Genomic DNA, 19758 nt, shown 5'->3' on the forward strand with positions numbered 1-19758 from the left:
CCTAATTTTTATACTCTCAATCACCAAATGAGGAGCGATGTATGTATTCACTGACGAATCGCAGTCGCAAAAAACAACAAAAACATTGGCTAAATTATCGTCTATATAGCCGTCAAGTTATGAGTCAACCGATGAATATGGATATTCATACCAGCCGTATTATGACAGCGATGGAGCTGGAAGAAAAAGAACCGCTACAAGGTGCATTGGCAGATATGTTCTATGGCTGTTGGTTTGACGTGCCGTATTTTGGTGAACGTATGTTGGGTCAAGTCAAAGAAAAAATCAATCCCAATATGCTCAAAGGCTTTCAACGCTGTATTGAAGGATTAGACTATGTGTTTGCCGTTAGCCCATTAGCAACCCGTTGGAGCGTATTAATTTCGCCTTCGATGCAAGCCTTTGAACACCAATTAAGAATTTCTGCTGATGACTCTCGTTCAGTGGCGACATTAACAATTTCCACTTTACTGGATATTTTAGAAGAAGAGGATGACCCTGAAGAGCAAGAAGAGCTTATCGAAGAAGTAGAACAAGAATTTTTTGCCCACTGTCTTGCGATCGATGATCGGTTGGCTTTTTCGATTGTGTGGTGGGAATTATCAAAAAATAAATGGAACTTCCATGAAGCATGGACACAAACTCGAGGTATCTTTGAGAGAAAAAATAGTAATCACGACAATAAACTAGAAAACTAAACTATAATTCATAATAAAAGCGTTTTTCTTTAACAATTTACTGAAGATTGAAACTATTATGCAATCATTATCCTTGGTCGGTTTTACCGAAAAAAATGCAAAGATCATTAAATTATTTATTGAAATTAACTTTAGCACCATTCAGGTCAATAGTATTGATCGCAATACGATTGGTGATGGGCAATATGATCAAGGGATATTACCCTCTATATTGATGGGGCAAAACGATGCTGATATGCTGATGGTAGACATGGAAGGGGTCGGATGTTCTACCAAAGATACTGATGAAATGTTTGCCAAATATATCAAGCATACACCCACCTTATTTATTACACGACATGCTCATTATGGTACATTGGCGATGGATACAGCCAAATATGTCGAGCAGGTTAAAGACAAACAAAAAATTATTAATTTTCACCAAGATGAGGCAGTCGCCTTGCCTTATCAATGGTTAACTGCCCCCTATAGTCGACAACAACTGCAACAAAAAATTGAGTGGTTGTTGGTCTATCAAAATAGCCACCAAACCGCTAAACCAACACCTAATGCTAGCCTATCGAATACCACGACAGCATCCCCTGCACCAGAAGTATCTAGCAATCCAGTATCCGCTACCAAGGTCAATCAAAACAGTATTCAACAAATCGTTATTCAACAAGTATATGCCATATTACATCAAACATTTGATGAGTTAAACGATAGAGCTTTTGTTGATTTTTGTCAGCAATTACAAACGTTAAGCGATTATACCTGTATTCATCTTGCAGGACAGCGAGTTTTTGTCAATCCTTATGACAATACCATTATTACAACCCATTTTGACTATATTACCCATCACTTTATGGTGACTGATAAAGTTTATCAAGGTAATCATCAGCTTGAAGCCCTTGATGCCACCGCGTATCAACAAGCCATCCGTGAATGCCGAGCCACAGGGCAAGCCTTAATGCCAATCGGTCAATTTATTTGGGCAATCGGCATGGAGCTGATGTCAACATTGTCTCATGGCTATAGTCCTTCCCATCATTTGGTATTTCAACTACAAGCCATGCCAAATTTATCCAGTATTCCTAATTTGCCAAATTATGTGCAATTACTTTTGGTCAGCTGTCTGGCACGCCCTCGCACATTGTTAGAGTTGAATGAGCTATTCCCTCAGTTAACAAATTCACAAGTGAATCAAGTATTTATCATCGCAGGACTAGCCAATAGCCTCAATAATAAGATACTATTATCCAGTAATGGCGTTACCCAACCATTGACTCACCCCACACCATTAGCAAATGATATGGTGGATGACCAACCACGTGTCACTGAAGCGATACAGGTGAAAAAGGCTCGTCAAACAGGATTTTTAAAACGTTTGATTCAACAAATTAGCGATAAATTCAGTCATGCCTATTGAGTAAAAGGGAATTGATAACCCCAATGATATGGTAATCAGTTAAAAAAATATCAAGGAATATTTATGACAACTGCCCATGAAGACAGTTATAAAATTATTTTTGCAGGCCCTGTGGGGGCTGGTAAAACACAAGCCATTCAGTCATTATCTGATAAACCCATTGTCACCACCGATGAAATCGCCAGTGATGAAACCAAATTGCTAAAAAAAACCACCACAGTTGCGATGGACTATGGGGTGATGAAACTTGAAACAGGTGAAATTGTCCGTCTCTATGGTACACCAGGGCAAAGACGCTTTGATTTTATGTGGGAAATTTTAAGTGACAAGGCATTGGGCTTGGTACTATTGGTCAATGCTACTGATGCTGACCCAGTACAGGATATGAAAGACTATATGCAGAATTTTTTGCCATTAATTAAATCTACTACCATGGTTGTGGGTATCACCCACGCTGAAGCCATGCCTTGGGACTTGCATCAACGTCTGACAGATGAACTCGTTCAGCAAGGGATTCCTGCCAATGTCGTCCCTGTGGATGCTCGTGATAAAGCCCAAATGGCACAGTTGGTGAGTATGTTGGTATATGCTATCATTTGATGACTTTTAGCAAATCCTCTTATATGGTTGAACCCCTTCCCTTTAGGGAAGTATAATACTACCCAGAGGAGCGTAACCTCTTGCCATTCGTTTGCAGTTCACGTTGCAGATGTGGACTGAAATATTATAAAAACCCAAAATACTTAACATTATAAAGGAACTTCGCCGTGGTAAATACCTCTGAAAATCACATCATATTGACACCTGCTGGCGTACTACACGGATTTTCTCAAGCCAATCCCAGTGAACAACAATTGGCATTGCAGGCTGTACTCACGCCAAACACCACCATCACGGCTCATGCTTGGAGTGAGCGATATAGTGAAACGTGGCTTGATATGTTTATTGAGGAGGGGTGGATTGAAGTGGTCGAAAAGCCTATTTTAGCCCCACACGTTCAGCTAGATAGTTTCTTACGGTATGTATCAGCAAGCTTGTCAGGTAGTCGCCGAGTGGCAATTGGCTCAGACCAAGGGTTTTGTATTGCACGCATGGGCTTTAGTCAAGAAGAAGCCGATACATTATCGGTCGCTGCGGCTGACTTTTATGACTTTTTACAACGTCAACAACAACGTGGTTGGGCGGTGCATGGTCATGCGGTATCATTTTTCTCAAGCATTGATATGCTAATGCCAAATACTAGTTTGGTTTTCTTATGGATTAATGGCTCTGGCTATTTCTTAATTTTGGAAGATGAGCCTTTGATTAATAACCGTGCCTTTGTTGAGTTGGTGTGGGGTATTAAAGCCACAGGTGAGCGTTTTGAACAGCGTTCGGCATTGGTGGAAGAAGAAACAGATGCAGAAGGTGAAGAAGTATCAGACGATAATCATTGATAACTTTTTTCTCAAATCACTAAGCGTGGGTTGGCAAAGCATCACCCACGGCATCTTTGGGCGTATGTACAGTGAATTAAATCAGAAATGCAACTTTTGAAATTTTGGGCGTATTGCATACGCCCCTACAAGGGTATCTTATTTCTAGTTTAAACAACTATCGTACGCCCTTATCATTTTTTAACTTTTCAACAGCTTATACCAATTTCACCGCTTGGCTATCTTTGGGTGTGACTTTGACGATTTGTACCTTAAATAGTACATTTTGCCCTGCCAATGGGTGATTAAAATCCACTTTTACCACCTCATCATTCACGTCACTAATTACACCGACTACAGCATTTTGCCCTTTGTCACTAAATTCCATCATAGTACCGACTTCTGGCACACTGCCGGTCACGGCAAATTGAGCATGGCTAAAGCTTTGGATATTGTCTGGGTTGTGTTGCCCAAAAGCCTCGTCAGGGGATAGGTGAGCGGTGCGTGTATCGCCCGCCGTTAGGTTTATCAAGACTTTTTCAAAGCCCTCAAGTAAGCTACCATCACCAATGGTAAGGCTCACAGGGGTAGGGCGGTCAAAGGTGGAGTCGATGACTGTGCCATTTTCTAGGCTGACTTCAAAATGCAAATCGACTTGAGAGCCGTGTGTGATGCGAGTTTGTTCGTTGGGATTGATGATGGTATTATCTGTTGTATTCATAGCGTATCTTCATTAGTTGTTAAATAGGTCTAAAGGCTTGATTTTAAACTGTAACGATGTGGGGTCGGGTGTACCGCCTTTAGGTTGAGCCAAGTAATTGCTTATCTGAAAATCCTGTCATGCTAATTATCCCTATGATTGACGTAATGTTTTTTCAATTTCTGCCAAAATTGCTACCAAAACATTGACTGCCACACTATTGCCAAACTGTTGATAGGCTTGGGCTTGGCTAGATACGATGTGAAAATCTTCAGGAAAGCCTTGTAATCTAGCACATTCTCTAGGGCTAAGTTTGCGTATGGTATCGCCAATTTTATACAGTCCAGTTTTTGACCCAACACCACCCCCATAAGCGGATAAGGTAATCGCATGACCCAAAGGATGATAAATCCGTTCGCCTTGACCGCCTTTATTGACAATGCCAATTTGTATCGGACGGTTAGGTAAGATAGGCTGACCAAAACGGTCGGTATCTGGGATAAAATCCTTATAAATCACCATGTCGTCACGTTTGACAACCTTGGCATCGCTTGGATTGTCTTGCAAAATCGATTGTAGGGCGATTTTTTTTGGGAGTGGCTTGGGAAAGTTAAATTGTTGGATACCTAAATCCCTTTTAAACCCCACTAAATAGATACGTTCACGGTTTTGCGGTAAGCCAAAATCTGACGCATTTAATACTTGATAAAATACGTCATAACCCAATTGGTTTAGGGTATGTAGCACGACTTTTAGGGTATTGCCTTTATCGTGATTGATAAAATTTTTAACATTTTCTAGTAATAATACCTTAGGCTGATGATGGGCGATGATTCGAGCAATGCCAAAAAACAATGTCCCACGTGTATCGGCAAAACCTTGCTGTTTGCCCGAGATACTAAACGCTTGGCAAGGAAAGCCTGCACAAAGAATATCATGGGGTGGGATGTTTTTTTTATCAATTTGGGTAATGTCACCAAAGGGTTTTATCCCATAATTAGCTTGGTAAGTATGGCTGGCGTGTTTATCCCACTCGCTAGCAAAGACACATTTTGCCCCAAATTGGCTTAGGGCTTGATGAAAACCGCCAATCCCTGCAAATAGGTCGATAAAGTGTTGGTTGGATAAAGATTGCATGAATGAGCAAGTCACACCCTTGCTGTGCGTTTTGGCTCAAGAAAAAACGCATCAATCAAAATCAACGCCACGCCTAGATTAATCGCCATATCCGCCACATTAAAAATCGGAAAATGCCACACATCTGCATAATGAACATGTACAAAATCAATCACATAGCCCAAACGCACACGGTCAATCAAATTCCCCAATGCCCCTGATAATACCATCGCCAAACCAAAAGACAGCACTTTGGCTTGTTGTGGGGTTTTACGCAGATACACCATAATCCCAACCGATACGGCTAAGGCAAGGGCAGAGAAAAACCACTTTTGCCAACCGCCTTTATCCGCCAAAAAGCTAAACGCCGCCCCATGATTATGAGCAAGGGTAAAGTTCAAAATCGGGTCAATTAATGGCAAGGTTTGGTAAAGTTGAAAGTTATTTTCAAAATACAGCTTGGTGACTTGGTCAATGACAATCGCAAGCACCGCAAGACCGTACCAAACAAAGGCTTTATTGCCGTTTGGGGTTAAGTTAGGCAAACTCACGCACTTCCCCTTTATTTTCTGGCAAGTTGGTCACACACCGCCCACAAATCTCTGGGTGGCTTTCATCCACGCCGACATCCGTGGTGATATGCCAACAACGTACACACTTTTCACCGTCCGCAGGGGCGATGGCAACCGCTAAAGTACCGTTTGGCGTTTCGGCTTCATGGGTCACGTTGGCTTTATTTGCCAATGGGGCAAGGTTTGCTTGGCTTGAGATAAACACGAATTTTAGCTCATTACCCAGTTTGTTTAGCACATTTAAGGTGGCATCATCAGCAAATACGGTGACATTTGCCGATAAGTTGGCATTAATCACTTTATCGGTGCGAGCCTGTTCAAAGGCTTTGTTTACCACTTCTTTGACCGTCAAAATCAACGCCCAGTCATCTTCGCTGATGTCATTCATGGCAAATTGTGGGAATTGATACCATTCTTGGGTAAACACATAGCCGTCTGTTCCCTTGAGAACTTCCCACGCTTCTTGAGCGGTAAATGATAAGATTGGAGCAATCCAACGGAGCAAAGCATGGGCGATATGATAAATCGCTGTCTGTGCCGAGCGTCTTGGCTTCCCGTCCGCTTTGGTGGTATATTGGCGGTCTTTGATGATATCAAGGTAAAATCCGCCCAAGTCTTGCGAGCAGAAACCGACAATCGCTTGGCAAACTTGGTGGAAGTCCATATTGGTGTAAGACTCACGAATTTGGGCTTGTACCGCTTCGGCACGTTTAACAATGTATTTATCAAGGCTTACCAATTCATCGGCATTCACCATGTCAGTCGCAGGGTCGAAGTCATCGGTATTTGCCAACAAAAAGCGAATGGTGTTGCGAATACGGCGGTACATATCGGTGGTACGAGCAAAGCCCTCGGTCGATACTGCCATTTCGTAGCGGTAGTCGCTTGAGCCGACCCATAGACGCACGATGTCGATACCGTATTTGTCCGCTAATTCTTGCGGTTCAAAGCCTTTGGTATTGCCTTTGGATTTGGATAATTTATAGCCTTTGGCATCCACGGTAAAGCCATGCGTCAATACCTGTTTGTACGGTGGGCGACCATAAATCGCCTCACTCACAAGTAAAGACGACTGAAACCAACCACGATGTTGGTCGCTACCTTCAAGGTATAAATCGGCAGGATTTGACAGTTCATCTCGTTTATCAAGCACGGCAAAGTTGGTCGAACCCGAGTCAAACCATACGTCTAGCGTATCGGTGGATTTTTGGTAATTTTTGGCATCTTCACCGATAAAGTCCTCGGCAGGGGCATCAAACCACGCCTCGACACCGCCTTTTTCAATCACCAATGCCACTTGTTCCATTAACGCTTGCGTATTTGGGTGCAACGCCCCTGTGTCTTTATGGATAAAGAACGGAATCGGCACGCCCCAAGTCCGCTGACGGCTGATACACCAGTCTGGGCGACCGTGCATCATCGCCTCGATACGGTTTTGCCCCCATGCAGGTGTCCAAGTCACATTGGGAATGTCGGTCAAGGCTTGCTCACGCAGACCTCCTGCTTTTGAATTAGGGGCTTCCATGCTAATAAACCACTGTGGGGTCGAGCGGAAAATAATCGGCGTTTTGTGTCGCCAGCAATGTGGATAGCTGTGGGTAATCACATCATGTTTGAGCAAATGCCCAGTTTGTTGTAAGGTTTCGATGATTTTTGGTTGGGCTTTGTAGATATGTTCACCGACAAAGACTTTCGCTTCGGGTAAATACACACCGTTGCCACCGACTGGATTTTCAATCGGTAAGTTAAACTTTAGACCGACATTATAGTCATCGACACCATGAGCAGGGGCGGTATGTACCAAGCCTGTACCGCTATCAGCCGTGACATGGTCGCCTGTGATAATCGGCACTTGTCGCTCGGCAATTAGTGGGTGTTGGGCTTTTAGGGCGGTCAAATCTTCGCCTTTGACAGTCGCCAATACGCTGTAGTTTTCAACGCCAAACACACTCATCAAATGGGCAAGCAAATTATAAGCAAGGATAAAATGTCCCTTGTCGGTTTTTACCACCGAATATTCAAGCTCTGGGCTGACGGTAATCGCTTGGTTCGCAGGCAATGTCCAAGGCGTGGTCGTCCAAATCACCGCTTGCAATGTACCCTCAACATTGGCAGTCGCAGGCAAGGCATCACGGTTGGCAACATCAAAACCGACATAAATTGCATCGGATTTTTTATCCTCGTATTCGACTTCTGCTTCGGCAAGTGACGAGCCACAATCCAAACACCAGTTGACAGGTTTCATACCACGAGTGATATGCCCGTTTTTATAAATCTCTGCCAACGCACGAACTGTATCGGCTTCTTGCTGAAAATTCATCGTCAAATACGGATGTTCCCAGTCGCCCAACACGCCCAAGCGTTTGAAATCCACCATTTGCAAGGCGATTTGGCTTTTGGCGTAATCACGGCATGCCCCACGAAACTCGGTGGTGGTGATGATTTCGCCATTCTTCGCTTTGTCTTTGTGTGGCTGACCAACTTTACCAATCAAGCCTTCGACTTTCTGCTCAATCGGCAAGCCGTGGCAGTCCCAGCCCATGATATAAGGTGCGTCATAGCCGTCAAGGGTTTTGTATTTGACAATCATGTCTTTGAGGACTTTATTGACGACATGACCCAAGTGAATTTGACCGTTGGCGTATGGTGGTCCATCATGTAATGTGTATTTTTCACGCCCTTGACGTGCGTTGCGGACTTGTCCATAGACATCATCGGCGAACCATTGTTCTAGCCATTTTGGTTCACGTTTGGCAAGGTCGCCACGCATGGGAAATGCGGTGTCGGCAAGGTTTAGGGTGTCTTTATAATCTACAGTGGGTTTTTCGCTTGGCTCAGTCATACTTGGCTCGATTCTTCAATAAAGTGCTAAAATAAATGGCTAAATGTAAAAATTGGATAACAGGGTATTATAGGGCAAAATGGGGGAATTGACAAAGTGATGAGGCTTAAAATTTAGTGATAAAAAATATGACCGAGTAAAATCCAACCATCAAAGTGATAAATATTAAAAAGCCTTTAAATCGTTTGAAAGTCGTTTGATTAAGGTCACGTACTTTATCTTGTGATTTGCGATACCAAAAACGCAGTGCCAAATACTTCACCAACGCATAACCAATAAAGGATAAAAATAAAGCCTCAAATGCCTCAAAAAACGTCATAAAAACAAAGGAAACAGGCTGTATTTGATTGTTAACAATCTTATAGCGAGATTCCGTATTCCACAATGCCCCCTCATTATGATAAAGATAAACTTCACCCTCTTTACGCATAAAGTCTTCACCCCGTGGAAAGTCATTGACGGAAGTCACCAACGGTTGGTTATTGAACTTATTAAGATAAACAGGTGTTGGCTCATGTTTGTCATCAAGAATAACAACTTGGAATTTTTGATTGGGTGTCACTGTATCTTGAAAAAATTGGCTTTGATAATGTTCCGTTTTCAAAAATCTGATACTCATATAACAAATACAAGCAATCAAAAACCAGCCAACAATCACGGATAACATATAACCCAACATCAGCAAAAAACTTTTGAATATTTTTACCATAAGTCTGCTTACCCAACTGTAAGGGTTAGTTGTATTTTAATTAGGTTGTTTATTATTCAATAAATTACTAAATTTTATCAATAAAAACATCAAGATAGGTAAGGCACTGGTATTGATAATATCGTGAATCGCCCAATCAGCGTGCCATTTTCCACCACCTTGCATCACTTCTTGATAATCCAATACTTCCCCCAATATTGCAAATCCCACTACCATCAGTACCGCCACCCATAAAAATCGCAGTTGCCCTGTTTGGCGTTGGCATCGCTTTAGCACCCATAAGGTCAGCAAAAAAATCGACATCCCTACATAAATATGTAACGCATCTTTTTCTAGCCCAGTGAAGGCAACCAATTGCCCTTTAATTGCTTGAAAGCCCATGTTCTCTCCACGCTAGCAAATCTGCCACATCTTGCTGAATGCCAACTTTTAAAGCTTCAAGCCCATCATAATTTTTTTCACCATGTAAAAAGTGCAAAAAGGTCACGGTCAATTCTTTACCGTATAAATCACCCTCAAACTGTGGAAAAAACACCTCACACCGCCACTCAATTGCTTGCTGATTTTTGACAGCAGGGCGAGTGCCAACATGACACGCCCCAAATAAACTTTTGGGTGATAGACCACGTACCCCAGTTGTGCCATTTTGTCCAAGGGTTGACAAGTCCGTGCCGTCCGTTGCCGTCACCGACACCCCAAAAATGCCATGCACCGCAGGTTTGATACGGTTTAGGGCGATATTTGCGGTGGGGAAGTCGAGTGTACGTCCGATTTTATCGCCATGCAACACCGCCCCAGTGATGGCATAATCACGTCCTAACAAGTGCTTTGCCGTTGCCAAATCGCCGATTGCTAGGCTCTCACGCACCCGAGTTGAGCTAATGCGTTCATCATGGTGAGCATGGTCGGTGATGGTGTGAAGCGTCTGCACAGGTAAGCCAAAATTGCTTAAAAACTCACTATCGCCTGTGCGGTCATGCCCAAAGCGAAAATCATCGCCCAAGACAAGGCTTTTGACATTAAGTTTGACCAACATTTCGGCAAATTGGGTGGCAGATAGATTGCGAAACGCCTCATCAAAGCCTGCGACAATCAGTGTATCAATACCCAATTGACCGATAAAATAGGCTTTTTCAGCAAGGTTGGTTAAGCGAGCAGGGGCGGTTGTGGGGGCAAAAAATTCTCGTGGCTGTGGCTCAAAAATCATCACCATACTTGCCAAATTTTGGGCAGTTGCTACGGCTTTGGCTTGTGCCAGCATCGCTTGATGCCCCAAATGCACACCGTCAAAATTACCGATGGTTAATACTGAATTTGGTAATGGGGTTGGATTAGCAAGCAGGTCATTTAAGGGGAAAATTTTCATAAGAGGTATATTAAGTAGATAGAAGTTATTTTTTTAGCCAATTATCAAACGCATCAATAAGATTTGTCAAAGCTGATTTTGGTACGTCAATTCTGCCACTTTCGACTGATTTTTGGATAGAATCAAGGTCAAAGTTAAAATCGCCATCACAATTAAGGGGTTATTATAAAGTAAAAATCTTGCTAAGATAGCGATTTAGCAAAATAATTGTGGAATATCCTATGTCAAAAAATTTATCTTTTCATATTCGCCCTGCCAATCCCACCGACCTTGCCCAAGTGGTTGCCATTTATAATCAAAGCATCGCCTCCAAACAAGCCACTGCCGATTTGACCCCAGTCACCGTTGCCGAACGCCAAGCATGGTTTGATAATCACTCGATGGACAAGCGACCTTTATTGGTGGCAGTTGATACGTTGAAGGGAAATGTCATCGGATGGGCGAGCTTTAGCGATTTATACAGTCGTCCTGCCTATCATATCAGTGCCGAAATTGGGCTATATATTGATGATACTGCCAAAGGTCAAGGCGTGGGGCAGGAGTTACTCATTGAGTTATTAGCAATTGCTCCCAGTTGTGGCATTCAGCAAGCGGTTGCCAAGATTTTTGCTCATAATCAGCCAAGTTTGGGCTTGTTTAAGAAGTTGGGGTTTGAACAATGGGGCGTGTTAAAACAAGTGTGTGATATGGATGGTTTTATTGCCGATGTGGTGATGATGGGGAAAAGTTTGAATTGAGTTGATACTTTTTATCAAACGAAAAGGCATCAAAAAAGCGAAAAGGGCGTAAGCATTACGCCCCTACCACTGTCGATATTGTCAAATTAACCGAATGGATTGTTTGCTTGATTGGACGAGGGTTCTTCGTCCGCCATCAATGAGAAGGTGCTGTCATCTTCGTTAACTTTTTCGGCATGACGGCTATGAAGCTTGATTTGTAGACGCAAGTCATTGGGCGAGTCGGCGTGTTTGATAGCATCGGCATAAGTGATTTCACCACTTTCATACAGGTCAAATAACGCTTGGTCAAAGGTCTGCATCCCCAGTTCACGAGAGCGTTTCATCACAGGCTTAATCTCATGGATTTCACCTTTGCGGATATAATCCCCAATCAATTGTGAGTTAATCATAATCTCAATGGCGGCACGGCGACCCTTGCCATCTGGGGTGGGAATCAATTGCTGGGCGATAATCGCACGTAAGTTGAGCGACAAGTCCATAAAGATTTGTTCGTGTTGCTCAGGCTCAAAAAAGTGAATAATACGGTCAACCGCTTGGTTAGCGTTATTGGCGTGGAGGGTGGCAAATACCAAGTGACCTGTTTCGGCATACTGTACGGCATAGTCCATGGTTTCACGAGTACGAATCTCACCAATCAAAATCACATCTGGGGCTTGACGTAGGGTATTTTTTAGCCCAGCTTCAAACGACATGGTATCAATACCCACTTCACGTTGGGTGACGATACAGCCTTTATGCTCATGCACGTATTCGATGGGGTCTTCGATGGTGATGATATGACCACGAGAATTTTCGTTACGATAGCCCATCATGGCGGCAAGGGTCGTTGATTTACCTGTACCTGTCGCACCCACCAATAGTACAATGCCACGTTTTTTCATGGCAATTTCATTCAAAATCACTGGCACTTTTAATTCTTGTACAGTCGGAATTTTGGTTTCGATTTTACGCAAAATCATGCCTGCACAGTCTTTTTGGATAAATGCCGAAACACGAAAACGAGCTGATTGGTTTTTATCACTGATGGCGAATTGACATTCTTTCGTGGCATCAAATTCTTTGATTTGATTGGGGGTCATCACGCCTTTGACCAGTGCCATTGATTGCTCTGGGGTGAGCGGTGATTTGGTCACAGGCATAATCACGCCATTGACCTTCATTGAAGGTGGTACATCGGCAGTGATGAACAAGTCCGAGCCATTTTTTTGTACCATTAATTGTAATAATTTATCAAAATCCATGGGGGTTTCCTTGTTACAAGAAATTCTCAGGTTGCTTGGCATATTGGCGAGCGGATTCTTTGCTAATCACCCCTTTATTTAGCCATTCACGTAAACTTTGGTCAAGTGTCACCATTCCCTCACTGGCACTGGTTTGAATCGCTGAGTACATTTGAGCGACTTTATTTTCACGAATCAAGTTACGAATCGCAGGTGTACCAATCATAATTTCATGCACCGCCACACGTCCCCCTGTTTGGCGTTTTAGCAGGGCTTGCGAGATGATGGCTTGGAGTGATTCTGATAACATCGCACGAATCATGTCTTTTTCGGCGGCAGGGAATACGTCTACCACACGGTCGATGGTTTTGGCGGCTGAGGTGGTGTGCAGAGTCCCAAATACCAAGTGTCCTGTTTCGGCGGCAGTCAGTGCCAAACGAATGGTTTCAAGGTCACGCATCTCACCGACCAGAATCACGTCAGGGTCTTCACGCAGTGCCGAACGCAAGGCGGCATCAAAGCCTAAGGTATCACGATGCACCTCACGTTGGTTAATCAGTGATTTTTTGGATTGATGCACGAACTCAATCGGGTCTTCGATGGTCAAAATGTGTTCTTTACGAGTTTCATTGATATAGTTAATCATGGCGGCGAGGGTCGTGGATTTGCCCGAACCTGTTGGGCCTGTTACCAACACAATGCCACGTTTAAAGCTTGCTAATTTTTCAAACACAGGCCCCATGCCAAGCTGTTCCATCGTCAAGACTTCTGATGGAATGGTACGAAATACCGCACCTGCTCCACGGTTTTGGTTAAAGGCATTGACACGAAAGCGAGCCACTTCTGGAATCTCAAACGAAAAGTCCGTTTCAAAAAATTCCTCAAAATCCGCACGTTGTTTATCATTCATAATGTCATAAATCAGACCATGTACTTTTTGGTGGTCTAACGGTGGCATATTGATTTTGGTAATCTCACCATCCACACGAATCATCGGTGGCAACCCTGCTGAAATATGTAAGTCCGAAGCTTTATTTTTGGTTGAAAAACGTAAAAGGTCATCAATGCTGAGTTCTTTTGCCATATTATATTATCCTAGTGATGGTGAGTTATAAATAATGCCCTATACTATAGCAAGAGTCGGATAAAAAATCAGTTAAATTTAGATAATCGCCCAATTTTTCAGCTGAAAATTTGACCGCATTTAGGGCTAGTGGTAATTTTGCCTCAACCAGCCCCAAAAGTGATACAATTTGGCGAATTTAAACCGATTTGGATTTACCCATTTTTATGTATTGTAGGTTGGATTGAGTTTGTGAAACCCAACACTATCAATCATTTATGTTGGATATCATTTTTCCACCCAACCTACCAATAATAAACAAGAGGCAATGATGTTAAACAACACCCAATCCATCAATCACCCCATTAATCAACCCATGAGCCAAGCTGAAAAAACCGACCTTATCACACGTTGGCAAAGTGTCAAATCGCAACTGCCTTCCACCGTCACCTTATTGGCAGTGTCCAAAACCAAACCCAGTGAGATGATAAAGGTATTGGCAGGCGAGGGGCAATGTGACTTTGGCGAAAACTATGTCCAAGAAGCGATTGCTAAAATCAGCGAGCTAAAAGACATAACCGCCAATGGCAAGCCTATCGTATGGCACTATATTGGGCATATTCAACGCAACAAAACCAAAGATTTGGCAACGCATTTTGACTGGGTGCATGGCGTTGACCGCCTTATCATTGCCGAGCGTCTTAGCGGACAACGCCCTGCCGAGCTTGCCCCATTGAACATCTGTATTCAAGTGAATATTGACGATGAGGCAACCAAATCGGGCTGTCAACCAGACGCATTAAAGGCATTAATCACGGCAATCAGCCAACTACCAAATCTGCGATTACGTGGCTTAATGATTATTCCTGCCAAAAACAGCCAATCTGCCTTTGAAAAGACCCAACAACTCTTTGAGCAACACCGCCAATATCACGCCAATCCACAAGATTGGGATACCTTATCAATGGGGATGAGTGGCGATGTTGAGCAAGCGATTGATGCAGGCTCAACCATGGTGCGAGTAGGAACGGCAATTTTTGGGGCGAGATAAGTTGCTATTTTCCAATCATCCCAACTCCCTTCTTTTATATCAAGCCAAGCATTTAAAATTGTAGGGGCGTAAGGCTTACGCCCTGTTTAAAATGTTAAATATTAGGTTGAGTATGACGAAAGAGGCGGTATCCTGTAAATAAAATATTGCTTAATTATTGCTCAAACTTTTCTGTTAACTTTCTGTAAGCTAAATGTAAGTTTTTGCATTTACAATGTAATATTTATTAACATTTTTAAGAAAAAAGATATCCACATTGGGGTAAATGTTTTGATATGATGGGGTTGTTTTACGAAATGTAACCAATTCAATCATTATGTAATTTATATGCGTATATTTTCTTCGCTAGCAAGCGAGCCAAAAGCCCATATACGCATAGAAATTCAGAACGGATAAAGCCCTATGAATTTTCTTCAAAAAACTTTATTGACAGTGCTTCCTTGTGTAATGCTGAATGTGATGCCAAGCACGGCAATGGCAAATGATAGCCTAAGCGATTTGATGAATCGTTTTGGTAATAACAGCCAAGTCGCCCAAACGACTAATAAAGCCCAAGCCTTGATTGATAAAGCCAAACAATTCATCGGCTTGCCTTATCGTTATGGTGGCACGAGTCCTACCAGTGGTTTTGATTGTAGTGGTTTTATGCAATATGTGTTTAAAGGGGCGAATATCAACTTACCTCGCACCTCTGGTAGTATGGCTCAGGTAGGACAAAAAGTCAGCCGTGATGAGCTAAAAGCAGGGGACATGGTGTTTTTCGCCACTCGTGGGGGCAGTATCTCGCATGTGGGTATGTATGTTGGTGAAGGACGTTTTATTCATTCACCATCAACTGGAAAAAGCATCCAAATCAATAGCTTAACATCAGGCTATTATGCCAATACCTTTGTTACGGCACGCCGTGTATTGGATGCCTAATTTAATTTATTGGTGTATGAGAACAGACTTCGGTCTGTTTTTTTATACCCAGTGATTAAAAATGAAAAATAGTTTATCAAATAAGGATTACTTATTGTGTTTTGTAGGGGGTTAGAAATAAGTCTATTATTTAAAAAATCAAAGAGTTCATTAAAAATTAATTAAAAAATTGATGTTACCAAAGTGTTACTATTAAGGATATACTAGAAGTTTAAGCGACTGATTTTAAGCTTACATATTTTGGGCGGTGGATGGGATGGCACGGTTGTTTTCAGTGGTGGAGTTGCGACAGCATTTTTATGAAATACTGAGTTTTTTCCGCACGTCCAGTGAGTGTGATAAGGATTGGGTTCAGCTGAGTAAGTTTAATAAATTTTTATTATTTATTGTACTAGTCAGCATTGATTGTTTTTTATATCTTACTTGGTATTTTGCTACATTTTTATTATTAGGGTTGGGTTTAGGAGAAAAAATTGGCGGTGATGCGAGTGGTTGGCATAATTTAGTCAATGCTGATATGCTTAAGTTTATGTCAATGGTGACGCTAGGTATATTGGTGTTGTCTTTGTTGTCATTATGGATATTACCAAAATTTGCCAATAATCGCCAAGTGGGTCGGTGGTATCAGGTTTTTTATATCAGTGTGTATTTTGTGTTTAACATGTTGATAGCAGTGTGTGTGGGTGAAAACAGCATTGTCGTTGGCGTGATGATGTTAAGCGGTATGGTGTTTGGGCTGTTGCTATTGCCTTGGGGCTATGTGTTTGTTGGGTATATGCTGTCGATTGTAGGGATTATTGTTTGTTTTTTAAATTATCATTGGCATTGGGTAATGCTTCCGACTTTTTATCCTGCTTCTTATTTTCATTATCATAATTATGCCAGTGACCATGTGCTATGGCGAGCCAGTTTTACTTATTTAACCATTCCAAAAGCCACATTGGCACTCTATGGCGTGGCTCAAGTGCTAAGTTTGATTTATTTTCAGCAACATAAAATTCGTGAAATGTCGGAGATTGATGCGTTAACAGGGGCATATAATCGGCGTAATTTATACCAACATTTGAATCAGTTATGGGACAACCGTTTGACATGGCGGACGTTGAGCTTGATTTATATTGATGTCGACCATTTTAAGCGAATTAATGATGATTATGGGCATGATATTGGTGATCAAAGTTTACTTGCTGTGGTAGATGCCATCAAAGCAGTGATACCATCAAACTGCCATTTTAGTCGATTGGGTGGGGAGGAATTTTTGTTAGTATTGACCAATATCCACCAAGAACAAGCGGTGAAATGGGCAGAGATGATTCGTGAAAGCATTGCTAGTCATGCCATCAAATACCCAAATTCGTGTCAAGATATCAATCATCGTCTGAGGTTAACCGCCAGTCTTGGTATTGCTTGCTTGTCGCATCATCTTGTTAGTATTAATAGTTTAAATAAAGACAAGTCCGCCAACGCATTGATATCGAATAAACAATCAGCGGTCAAAACTGCCGATGCCAATCGTTTGCCTATGTTGCCGATTCCCATTCGTCAGTTGCTGATTCGTGCGGATAATGCCATGCAACAAGCCAAAGCCAACGGACGCAACCGAGTGGTTGCCAGTCCGCCTGTGATATTTACCGAATAAAATTAACCCAATACTTCCACCAAATCACCCTCAACCAAATGCGGACTTAACGCCTTAGTGACCTTGACCATCACCAATTTGCCCATCAAGTCATCCTCACCTTTAAACAACACGGTACGAGTATTATCTGCCGTTCCCATCAAAAAGTCTGGATTACGGTCGCTATGTTGCTCGACCAACACACGCACGGTTTGCCCCACCATGCCTTGGGTTTTTGCCCAAGTCGAGTCGATAATCACTTGTTGAAATTCTGCCAAACGGGCTTTTTTGGTCGCCATATCCACGGTATCTGGCAAATCTGACGCAGGTGTACCGGGGCGTTTGGAATAAATAAAACTGTAAGAGTGGTCAAAATCCAAATCTTTGGCAAGGTTTAATGTTGCTTGAAAATCCTCGTCCGTTTCATTGGGAAAGCCAATGATAAAGTCGCTCGATAAATACAAATCTGGGCGAACTTCACGCAATTTGCGGATTTGTTCGATATAAATATCAATGGTGTGATTGCGTTTCATTGCTGATAAAATCGCATTTGAGCCACTTTGTACAGGTAAATGCAAATGTGACACCAGCTTTGGCAACTGGGCGTAGGCTTCGATGATATCATCGGTAAATTCTAACGGATGGCTTGTGGTATAGCGAATCCGCTCAATGCCATCCACGTGCGACACATAATGCAACAGCTCGCTAAAACGACAAATCGTGCCATCATGCTTTTCGCCACGGTAGCCATTGACATTTTGCCCCAATAGCGTGATTTCTCGCACACCTTGGCTGGCGAGGCTGTCAATCTCGGCAAGGACATCATCAAGCGGACGAGAAATTTCCTCGCCACGGGTATAGGGAACGACACAAAATGAGCAGTATTTTGAACAGCCTTCCATCACCGACACAAATGCCTTAAACCCTTCAACTTTAGGCTCTGGCAAAAAGTCGAATTTTTCGATACTGGGAAATGAAATATCCACCACGCCAATGCGATTTTTGGGTTTGACATCGGTTTGTTTGAGTGATTGCTCATACAGCTCTGGTAAGCGGTGCAGGGTTTGAGGCCCAAAAACAAGGTCGACAAAGGGCGAACGTGCTTGGATTTTATCACCCTCTTGGCTTGCCACACAGCCACCCACGCCAATGACAAGGTTGGGATTTTTTTCTTTGTATTTTTTCCAACGTCCCAATTCCGAAAACACCTTTTCTTGGGCTTTTTCACGAATCGAGCAGGTGTTCATAATCATTACATCGGCTTCGTTTGGGTCATCGGTGAGTACCATGCCATGACTGTCGCCGAGTACGTCCGCCATTTTTTCGGAATCATAGACGTTCATTTGACAGCCTTGGGTGGTGATAAACACTTTTTTGACAGCCTTGTTACCAGTGGTGGCGGTAGTGGTGTCGATTGGTTTCACAGTAGGAGCAGGCGTGGATTGGGTTGGGTCAAATAGGGTCACGGTCATGGCGATTCTCTAAAGCAAACAGAAAAATAACCGCTTATTATAGCAAATTTTTTGTTGGCTAGGGCAATTTTGACAGTACCAAATATATGACATCTGTAGTAAAACTGCCGTCATCTGCCAGTTGATAATATTGCTTAACCGTATCACTCACGCTTTTTTGTAAGGTGAGAATACTTGCCACCGCCTCACTTGGAGTCGCCATTCGAGTGACCCAACTATCAAACGCTAACGGCAAACGTTGTTTTTGGATTTGTTCAATTCGAAAGCCTGCCAACTCCACTGCATAGCCCCATTCTGCCAAATGATAATCTCGGACATGGCTAGGATCTCGTAAGGTTTCGATGGTTTGTAAAAAATTATTGATGACTGGGTGAGCATGACCTAAAACATCCACAATAATGACTTTGCCATCATCCGTCAAGACACGGTGCATTTCAAGTAAGGCTTGATTTAGGTTATGCCAATGGTGAGCAGAAAACCGAGTCACAATCGCATCAAAGGTTTGATTGGCAAAGGGGAGTTGTTCTGCAACACCGACCACGCCTTGCACGTTGGTTAGCCCCTTCTCTTTGGCTTGCTGTTCGACCAATGCCACCATTTGTGGCGTCAAGTCGTAAGCGGTGACTTGTTTGACATAAGGAGCAAGATGATAGCTAACATGACCACCCCCACAGCCTAAATCAAGTAAGTTTTGCCAGTTATATTGTTGGGCTAGGGCTTGCATTTTGCCAAATTCTTGCCCTTGGGCATGGACTTGACTGGTTAGGTAGTTATTGGCTTTATCGCCATATTGTTGTTGGTTAAGCTGATGGTGTGAGGTCATATTTATGTCCTTTTGGGTTGTTCT

19 protein-coding genes are annotated in these 19758 nt (G+C 42.7%); 8 read left to right on the top strand and 11 right to left on the bottom strand.

The features are described 5' to 3' along the window. Positions 1 to 41 precede the first annotated feature (41 nt). The 4 genes from ACK1U4_RS09655 to ACK1U4_RS09670 all read left to right on the top strand — a co-directional run bounded on the left by ACK1U4_RS09655 (position 42) and on the right by ACK1U4_RS09670 (position 3542). The gene (locus ACK1U4_RS09655) at positions 42 to 698 is read left to right on the top strand and encodes a hypothetical protein (RefSeq protein WP_419401412.1); all 657 of its coding nucleotides are present in this window, start codon (positions 42 to 44) and stop codon (positions 696 to 698) included. Positions 699 to 756: 58 nt separating this feature from the next. Beyond that, the gene (locus ACK1U4_RS09660) at positions 757 to 2106 is read left to right on the top strand and encodes a hypothetical protein (RefSeq protein WP_419401411.1); all 1350 of its coding nucleotides are present in this window, start codon (positions 757 to 759) and stop codon (positions 2104 to 2106) included. A 63-nt stretch (positions 2107 to 2169) separates the two neighbouring features. Then, positions 2170 to 2706 carry a GTP-binding protein gene (locus ACK1U4_RS09665; protein WP_419401410.1) on the top strand — a complete coding sequence of 179 codons (537 nt, stop codon included), beginning with the start codon at positions 2170 to 2172 and terminating at the stop codon, positions 2704 to 2706. A 167-nt stretch (positions 2707 to 2873) separates the two neighbouring features. Continuing rightward, positions 2874 to 3542: a hypothetical protein gene (locus tag ACK1U4_RS09670; protein WP_419401409.1), complete on the top strand. Its 669-nt coding sequence runs from the start codon at positions 2874 to 2876 to the stop codon at positions 3540 to 3542. Between the two features lie 196 nt (positions 3543 to 3738). On the opposite strand, the gene fkpB is transcribed toward ACK1U4_RS09670, so the two are convergent. From fkpB to ribF, 7 genes are all read right to left on the bottom strand, one after another. Then, positions 3739 to 4242, bottom strand: a complete 504-nt coding sequence (gene fkpB / locus ACK1U4_RS09675) for an FKBP-type peptidyl-prolyl cis-trans isomerase (RefSeq protein ID WP_419401408.1) — start codon at positions 4240 to 4242, stop codon at positions 3739 to 3741. A 132-nt stretch (positions 4243 to 4374) separates the two neighbouring features. Next, on the bottom strand, positions 4375 to 5358 hold the full coding sequence (locus ACK1U4_RS09680; protein WP_419401407.1) for a DNA cytosine methyltransferase: 984 nt from the start codon (positions 5356 to 5358) through the stop codon (positions 4375 to 4377). Positions 5359 to 5369: 11 nt separating this feature from the next. Further along, a complete protein-coding gene (gene lspA, locus ACK1U4_RS09685) occupies positions 5370 to 5888 on the bottom strand; it encodes a signal peptidase II (protein ID WP_419401406.1) in 519 nt (172 codons plus the stop codon). Continuing rightward, positions 5875 to 8751, bottom strand: a complete 2877-nt coding sequence (gene ileS / locus ACK1U4_RS09690; protein WP_419401405.1) for an isoleucine--tRNA ligase — start codon at positions 8749 to 8751, stop codon at positions 5875 to 5877. The genes lspA and ileS overlap by 14 nt, the downstream gene beginning before the upstream one ends. A 106-nt stretch (positions 8752 to 8857) precedes the next feature. Continuing rightward, on the bottom strand, positions 8858 to 9460 hold the full coding sequence (locus ACK1U4_RS09695; RefSeq protein WP_419401404.1) for a hypothetical protein: 603 nt from the start codon (positions 9458 to 9460) through the stop codon (positions 8858 to 8860). A 36-nt stretch (positions 9461 to 9496) separates the two neighbouring features. Next, positions 9497 to 9841, bottom strand: coding sequence for a hypothetical protein (locus tag ACK1U4_RS09700; protein WP_419401403.1), 345 nt, complete (start codon positions 9839 to 9841; stop codon positions 9497 to 9499). Beyond that, a complete protein-coding gene (gene ribF / locus ACK1U4_RS09705; RefSeq protein ID WP_419401402.1) occupies positions 9822 to 10826 on the bottom strand; it encodes a riboflavin biosynthesis protein RibF in 1005 nt (334 codons plus the stop codon). The genes ACK1U4_RS09700 and ribF overlap by 20 nt, the downstream gene beginning before the upstream one ends. Positions 10827 to 11047: 221 nt before the next feature. Between ribF and ACK1U4_RS09710 the strand changes: the two genes are divergently transcribed. Beyond that, complete coding sequence (locus ACK1U4_RS09710; protein WP_419401401.1) at positions 11048 to 11563, top strand: N-acetyltransferase family protein; 516 nt, start codon at positions 11048 to 11050, stop codon at positions 11561 to 11563. Positions 11564 to 11649: 86 nt separating this feature from the next. Here the strand turns inward: ACK1U4_RS09710 and ACK1U4_RS09715 are convergent, their stop codons facing one another. Together ACK1U4_RS09715 and ACK1U4_RS09720 are read right to left on the bottom strand one after the other, a co-directional pair. Beyond that, a complete protein-coding gene (locus tag ACK1U4_RS09715) occupies positions 11650 to 12807 on the bottom strand; it encodes a PilT/PilU family type 4a pilus ATPase (protein WP_419401400.1) in 1158 nt (385 codons plus the stop codon). A 13-nt stretch (positions 12808 to 12820) separates the two neighbouring features. Continuing rightward, positions 12821 to 13870 (bottom strand): type IV pilus twitching motility protein PilT, encoded by a 1050-nt coding sequence (locus ACK1U4_RS09720; RefSeq protein ID WP_419401399.1) that lies wholly within the window; start codon positions 13868 to 13870, stop codon positions 12821 to 12823. Positions 13871 to 14225: 355 nt separating this feature from the next. Here ACK1U4_RS09720 and ACK1U4_RS09725 point away from each other — a divergent pair, with 355 nt between their 5' ends. The 3 genes from ACK1U4_RS09725 (at position 14226) to ACK1U4_RS09735 (ending at position 17460) form a co-directional block, all read left to right on the top strand. Next, the gene (locus tag ACK1U4_RS09725) at positions 14226 to 14900 is read left to right on the top strand and encodes a YggS family pyridoxal phosphate-dependent enzyme (RefSeq protein WP_419401432.1); all 675 of its coding nucleotides are present in this window, start codon (positions 14226 to 14228) and stop codon (positions 14898 to 14900) included. Between the two features lie 402 nt (positions 14901 to 15302). Beyond that, positions 15303 to 15821, top strand: coding sequence for a C40 family peptidase (locus ACK1U4_RS09730; protein ID WP_419401398.1), 519 nt, complete (start codon positions 15303 to 15305; stop codon positions 15819 to 15821). Positions 15822 to 16077: 256 nt separating this feature from the next. Further along, positions 16078 to 17460: a GGDEF domain-containing protein gene (locus ACK1U4_RS09735; RefSeq protein WP_419401397.1), complete on the top strand. Its 1383-nt coding sequence runs from the start codon at positions 16078 to 16080 to the stop codon at positions 17458 to 17460. Between the two features lie 2 nt (positions 17461 to 17462). Here the strand turns inward: ACK1U4_RS09735 and miaB are convergent, their stop codons facing one another. Together miaB and ACK1U4_RS09745 are read right to left on the bottom strand one after the other, a co-directional pair. Continuing rightward, the gene (gene miaB / locus ACK1U4_RS09740) at positions 17463 to 18911 is read right to left on the bottom strand and encodes a tRNA (N6-isopentenyl adenosine(37)-C2)-methylthiotransferase MiaB (protein ID WP_419401396.1); all 1449 of its coding nucleotides are present in this window, start codon (positions 18909 to 18911) and stop codon (positions 17463 to 17465) included. Positions 18912 to 18969: 58 nt separating this feature from the next. Continuing rightward, entirely contained in the window at positions 18970 to 19734 is a 765-nt protein-coding gene (locus ACK1U4_RS09745) for a methyltransferase domain-containing protein (protein WP_419401395.1), read from the bottom strand. Positions 19735 to 19758: the final 24 nt, after the last annotated feature.

It is taken from the genome of Moraxella sp. TY6 (assembly GCF_048551375.1).
In the GTDB taxonomy this organism is placed as follows: Bacteria; Pseudomonadota; Gammaproteobacteria; order Pseudomonadales; family Moraxellaceae; genus Faucicola.

What these genes read in the sequence shown, in the direction of transcription:
- ACK1U4_RS09655 (WP_419401412.1), top strand. Translation starts at nt 42, where the DNA reads ATGTATTCACTGACGAATCGCAGTCGCAAAAAACAACAAAAACATTGG.
- ACK1U4_RS09660 (WP_419401411.1), top strand. Translation starts at nt 757, where the DNA reads ATGCAATCATTATCCTTGGTCGGTTTTACCGAAAAAAATGCAAAGATC.
- ACK1U4_RS09665 (WP_419401410.1), top strand. Translation starts at nt 2,170, where the DNA reads ATGACAACTGCCCATGAAGACAGTTATAAAATTATTTTTGCAGGCCCT.
- fkpB (WP_419401408.1), bottom strand. Translation starts at nt 4,242, where the DNA reads ATGAATACAACAGATAATACCATCATCAATCCCAACGAACAAACTCGC.
- ACK1U4_RS09680 (WP_419401407.1), bottom strand. Translation starts at nt 5,358, where the DNA reads ATGCAATCTTTATCCAACCAACACTTTATCGACCTATTTGCAGGGATT.
- ileS (WP_419401405.1), bottom strand. Translation starts at nt 8,751, where the DNA reads ATGACTGAGCCAAGCGAAAAACCCACTGTAGATTATAAAGACACCCTA.
- ACK1U4_RS09695 (WP_419401404.1), bottom strand. Translation starts at nt 9,460, where the DNA reads ATGGTAAAAATATTCAAAAGTTTTTTGCTGATGTTGGGTTATATGTTA.
- ACK1U4_RS09700 (WP_419401403.1), bottom strand. Translation starts at nt 9,841, where the DNA reads ATGGGCTTTCAAGCAATTAAAGGGCAATTGGTTGCCTTCACTGGGCTA.
- ribF (WP_419401402.1), bottom strand. Translation starts at nt 10,826, where the DNA reads ATGAAAATTTTCCCCTTAAATGACCTGCTTGCTAATCCAACCCCATTA.
- ACK1U4_RS09710 (WP_419401401.1), top strand. Translation starts at nt 11,048, where the DNA reads ATGTCAAAAAATTTATCTTTTCATATTCGCCCTGCCAATCCCACCGAC.
- ACK1U4_RS09715 (WP_419401400.1), bottom strand. Translation starts at nt 12,807, where the DNA reads ATGGATTTTGATAAATTATTACAATTAATGGTACAAAAAAATGGCTCG.
- ACK1U4_RS09720 (WP_419401399.1), bottom strand. Translation starts at nt 13,870, where the DNA reads ATGGCAAAAGAACTCAGCATTGATGACCTTTTACGTTTTTCAACCAAA.
- ACK1U4_RS09725 (WP_419401432.1), top strand. Translation starts at nt 14,226, where the DNA reads ATGAGCCAAGCTGAAAAAACCGACCTTATCACACGTTGGCAAAGTGTC.
- ACK1U4_RS09730 (WP_419401398.1), top strand. Translation starts at nt 15,303, where the DNA reads ATGAATTTTCTTCAAAAAACTTTATTGACAGTGCTTCCTTGTGTAATG.
- ACK1U4_RS09735 (WP_419401397.1), top strand. Translation starts at nt 16,078, where the DNA reads ATGGCACGGTTGTTTTCAGTGGTGGAGTTGCGACAGCATTTTTATGAA.
- miaB (WP_419401396.1), bottom strand. Translation starts at nt 18,911, where the DNA reads ATGACCGTGACCCTATTTGACCCAACCCAATCCACGCCTGCTCCTACT.
- ACK1U4_RS09745 (WP_419401395.1), bottom strand. Translation starts at nt 19,734, where the DNA reads ATGACCTCACACCATCAGCTTAACCAACAACAATATGGCGATAAAGCC.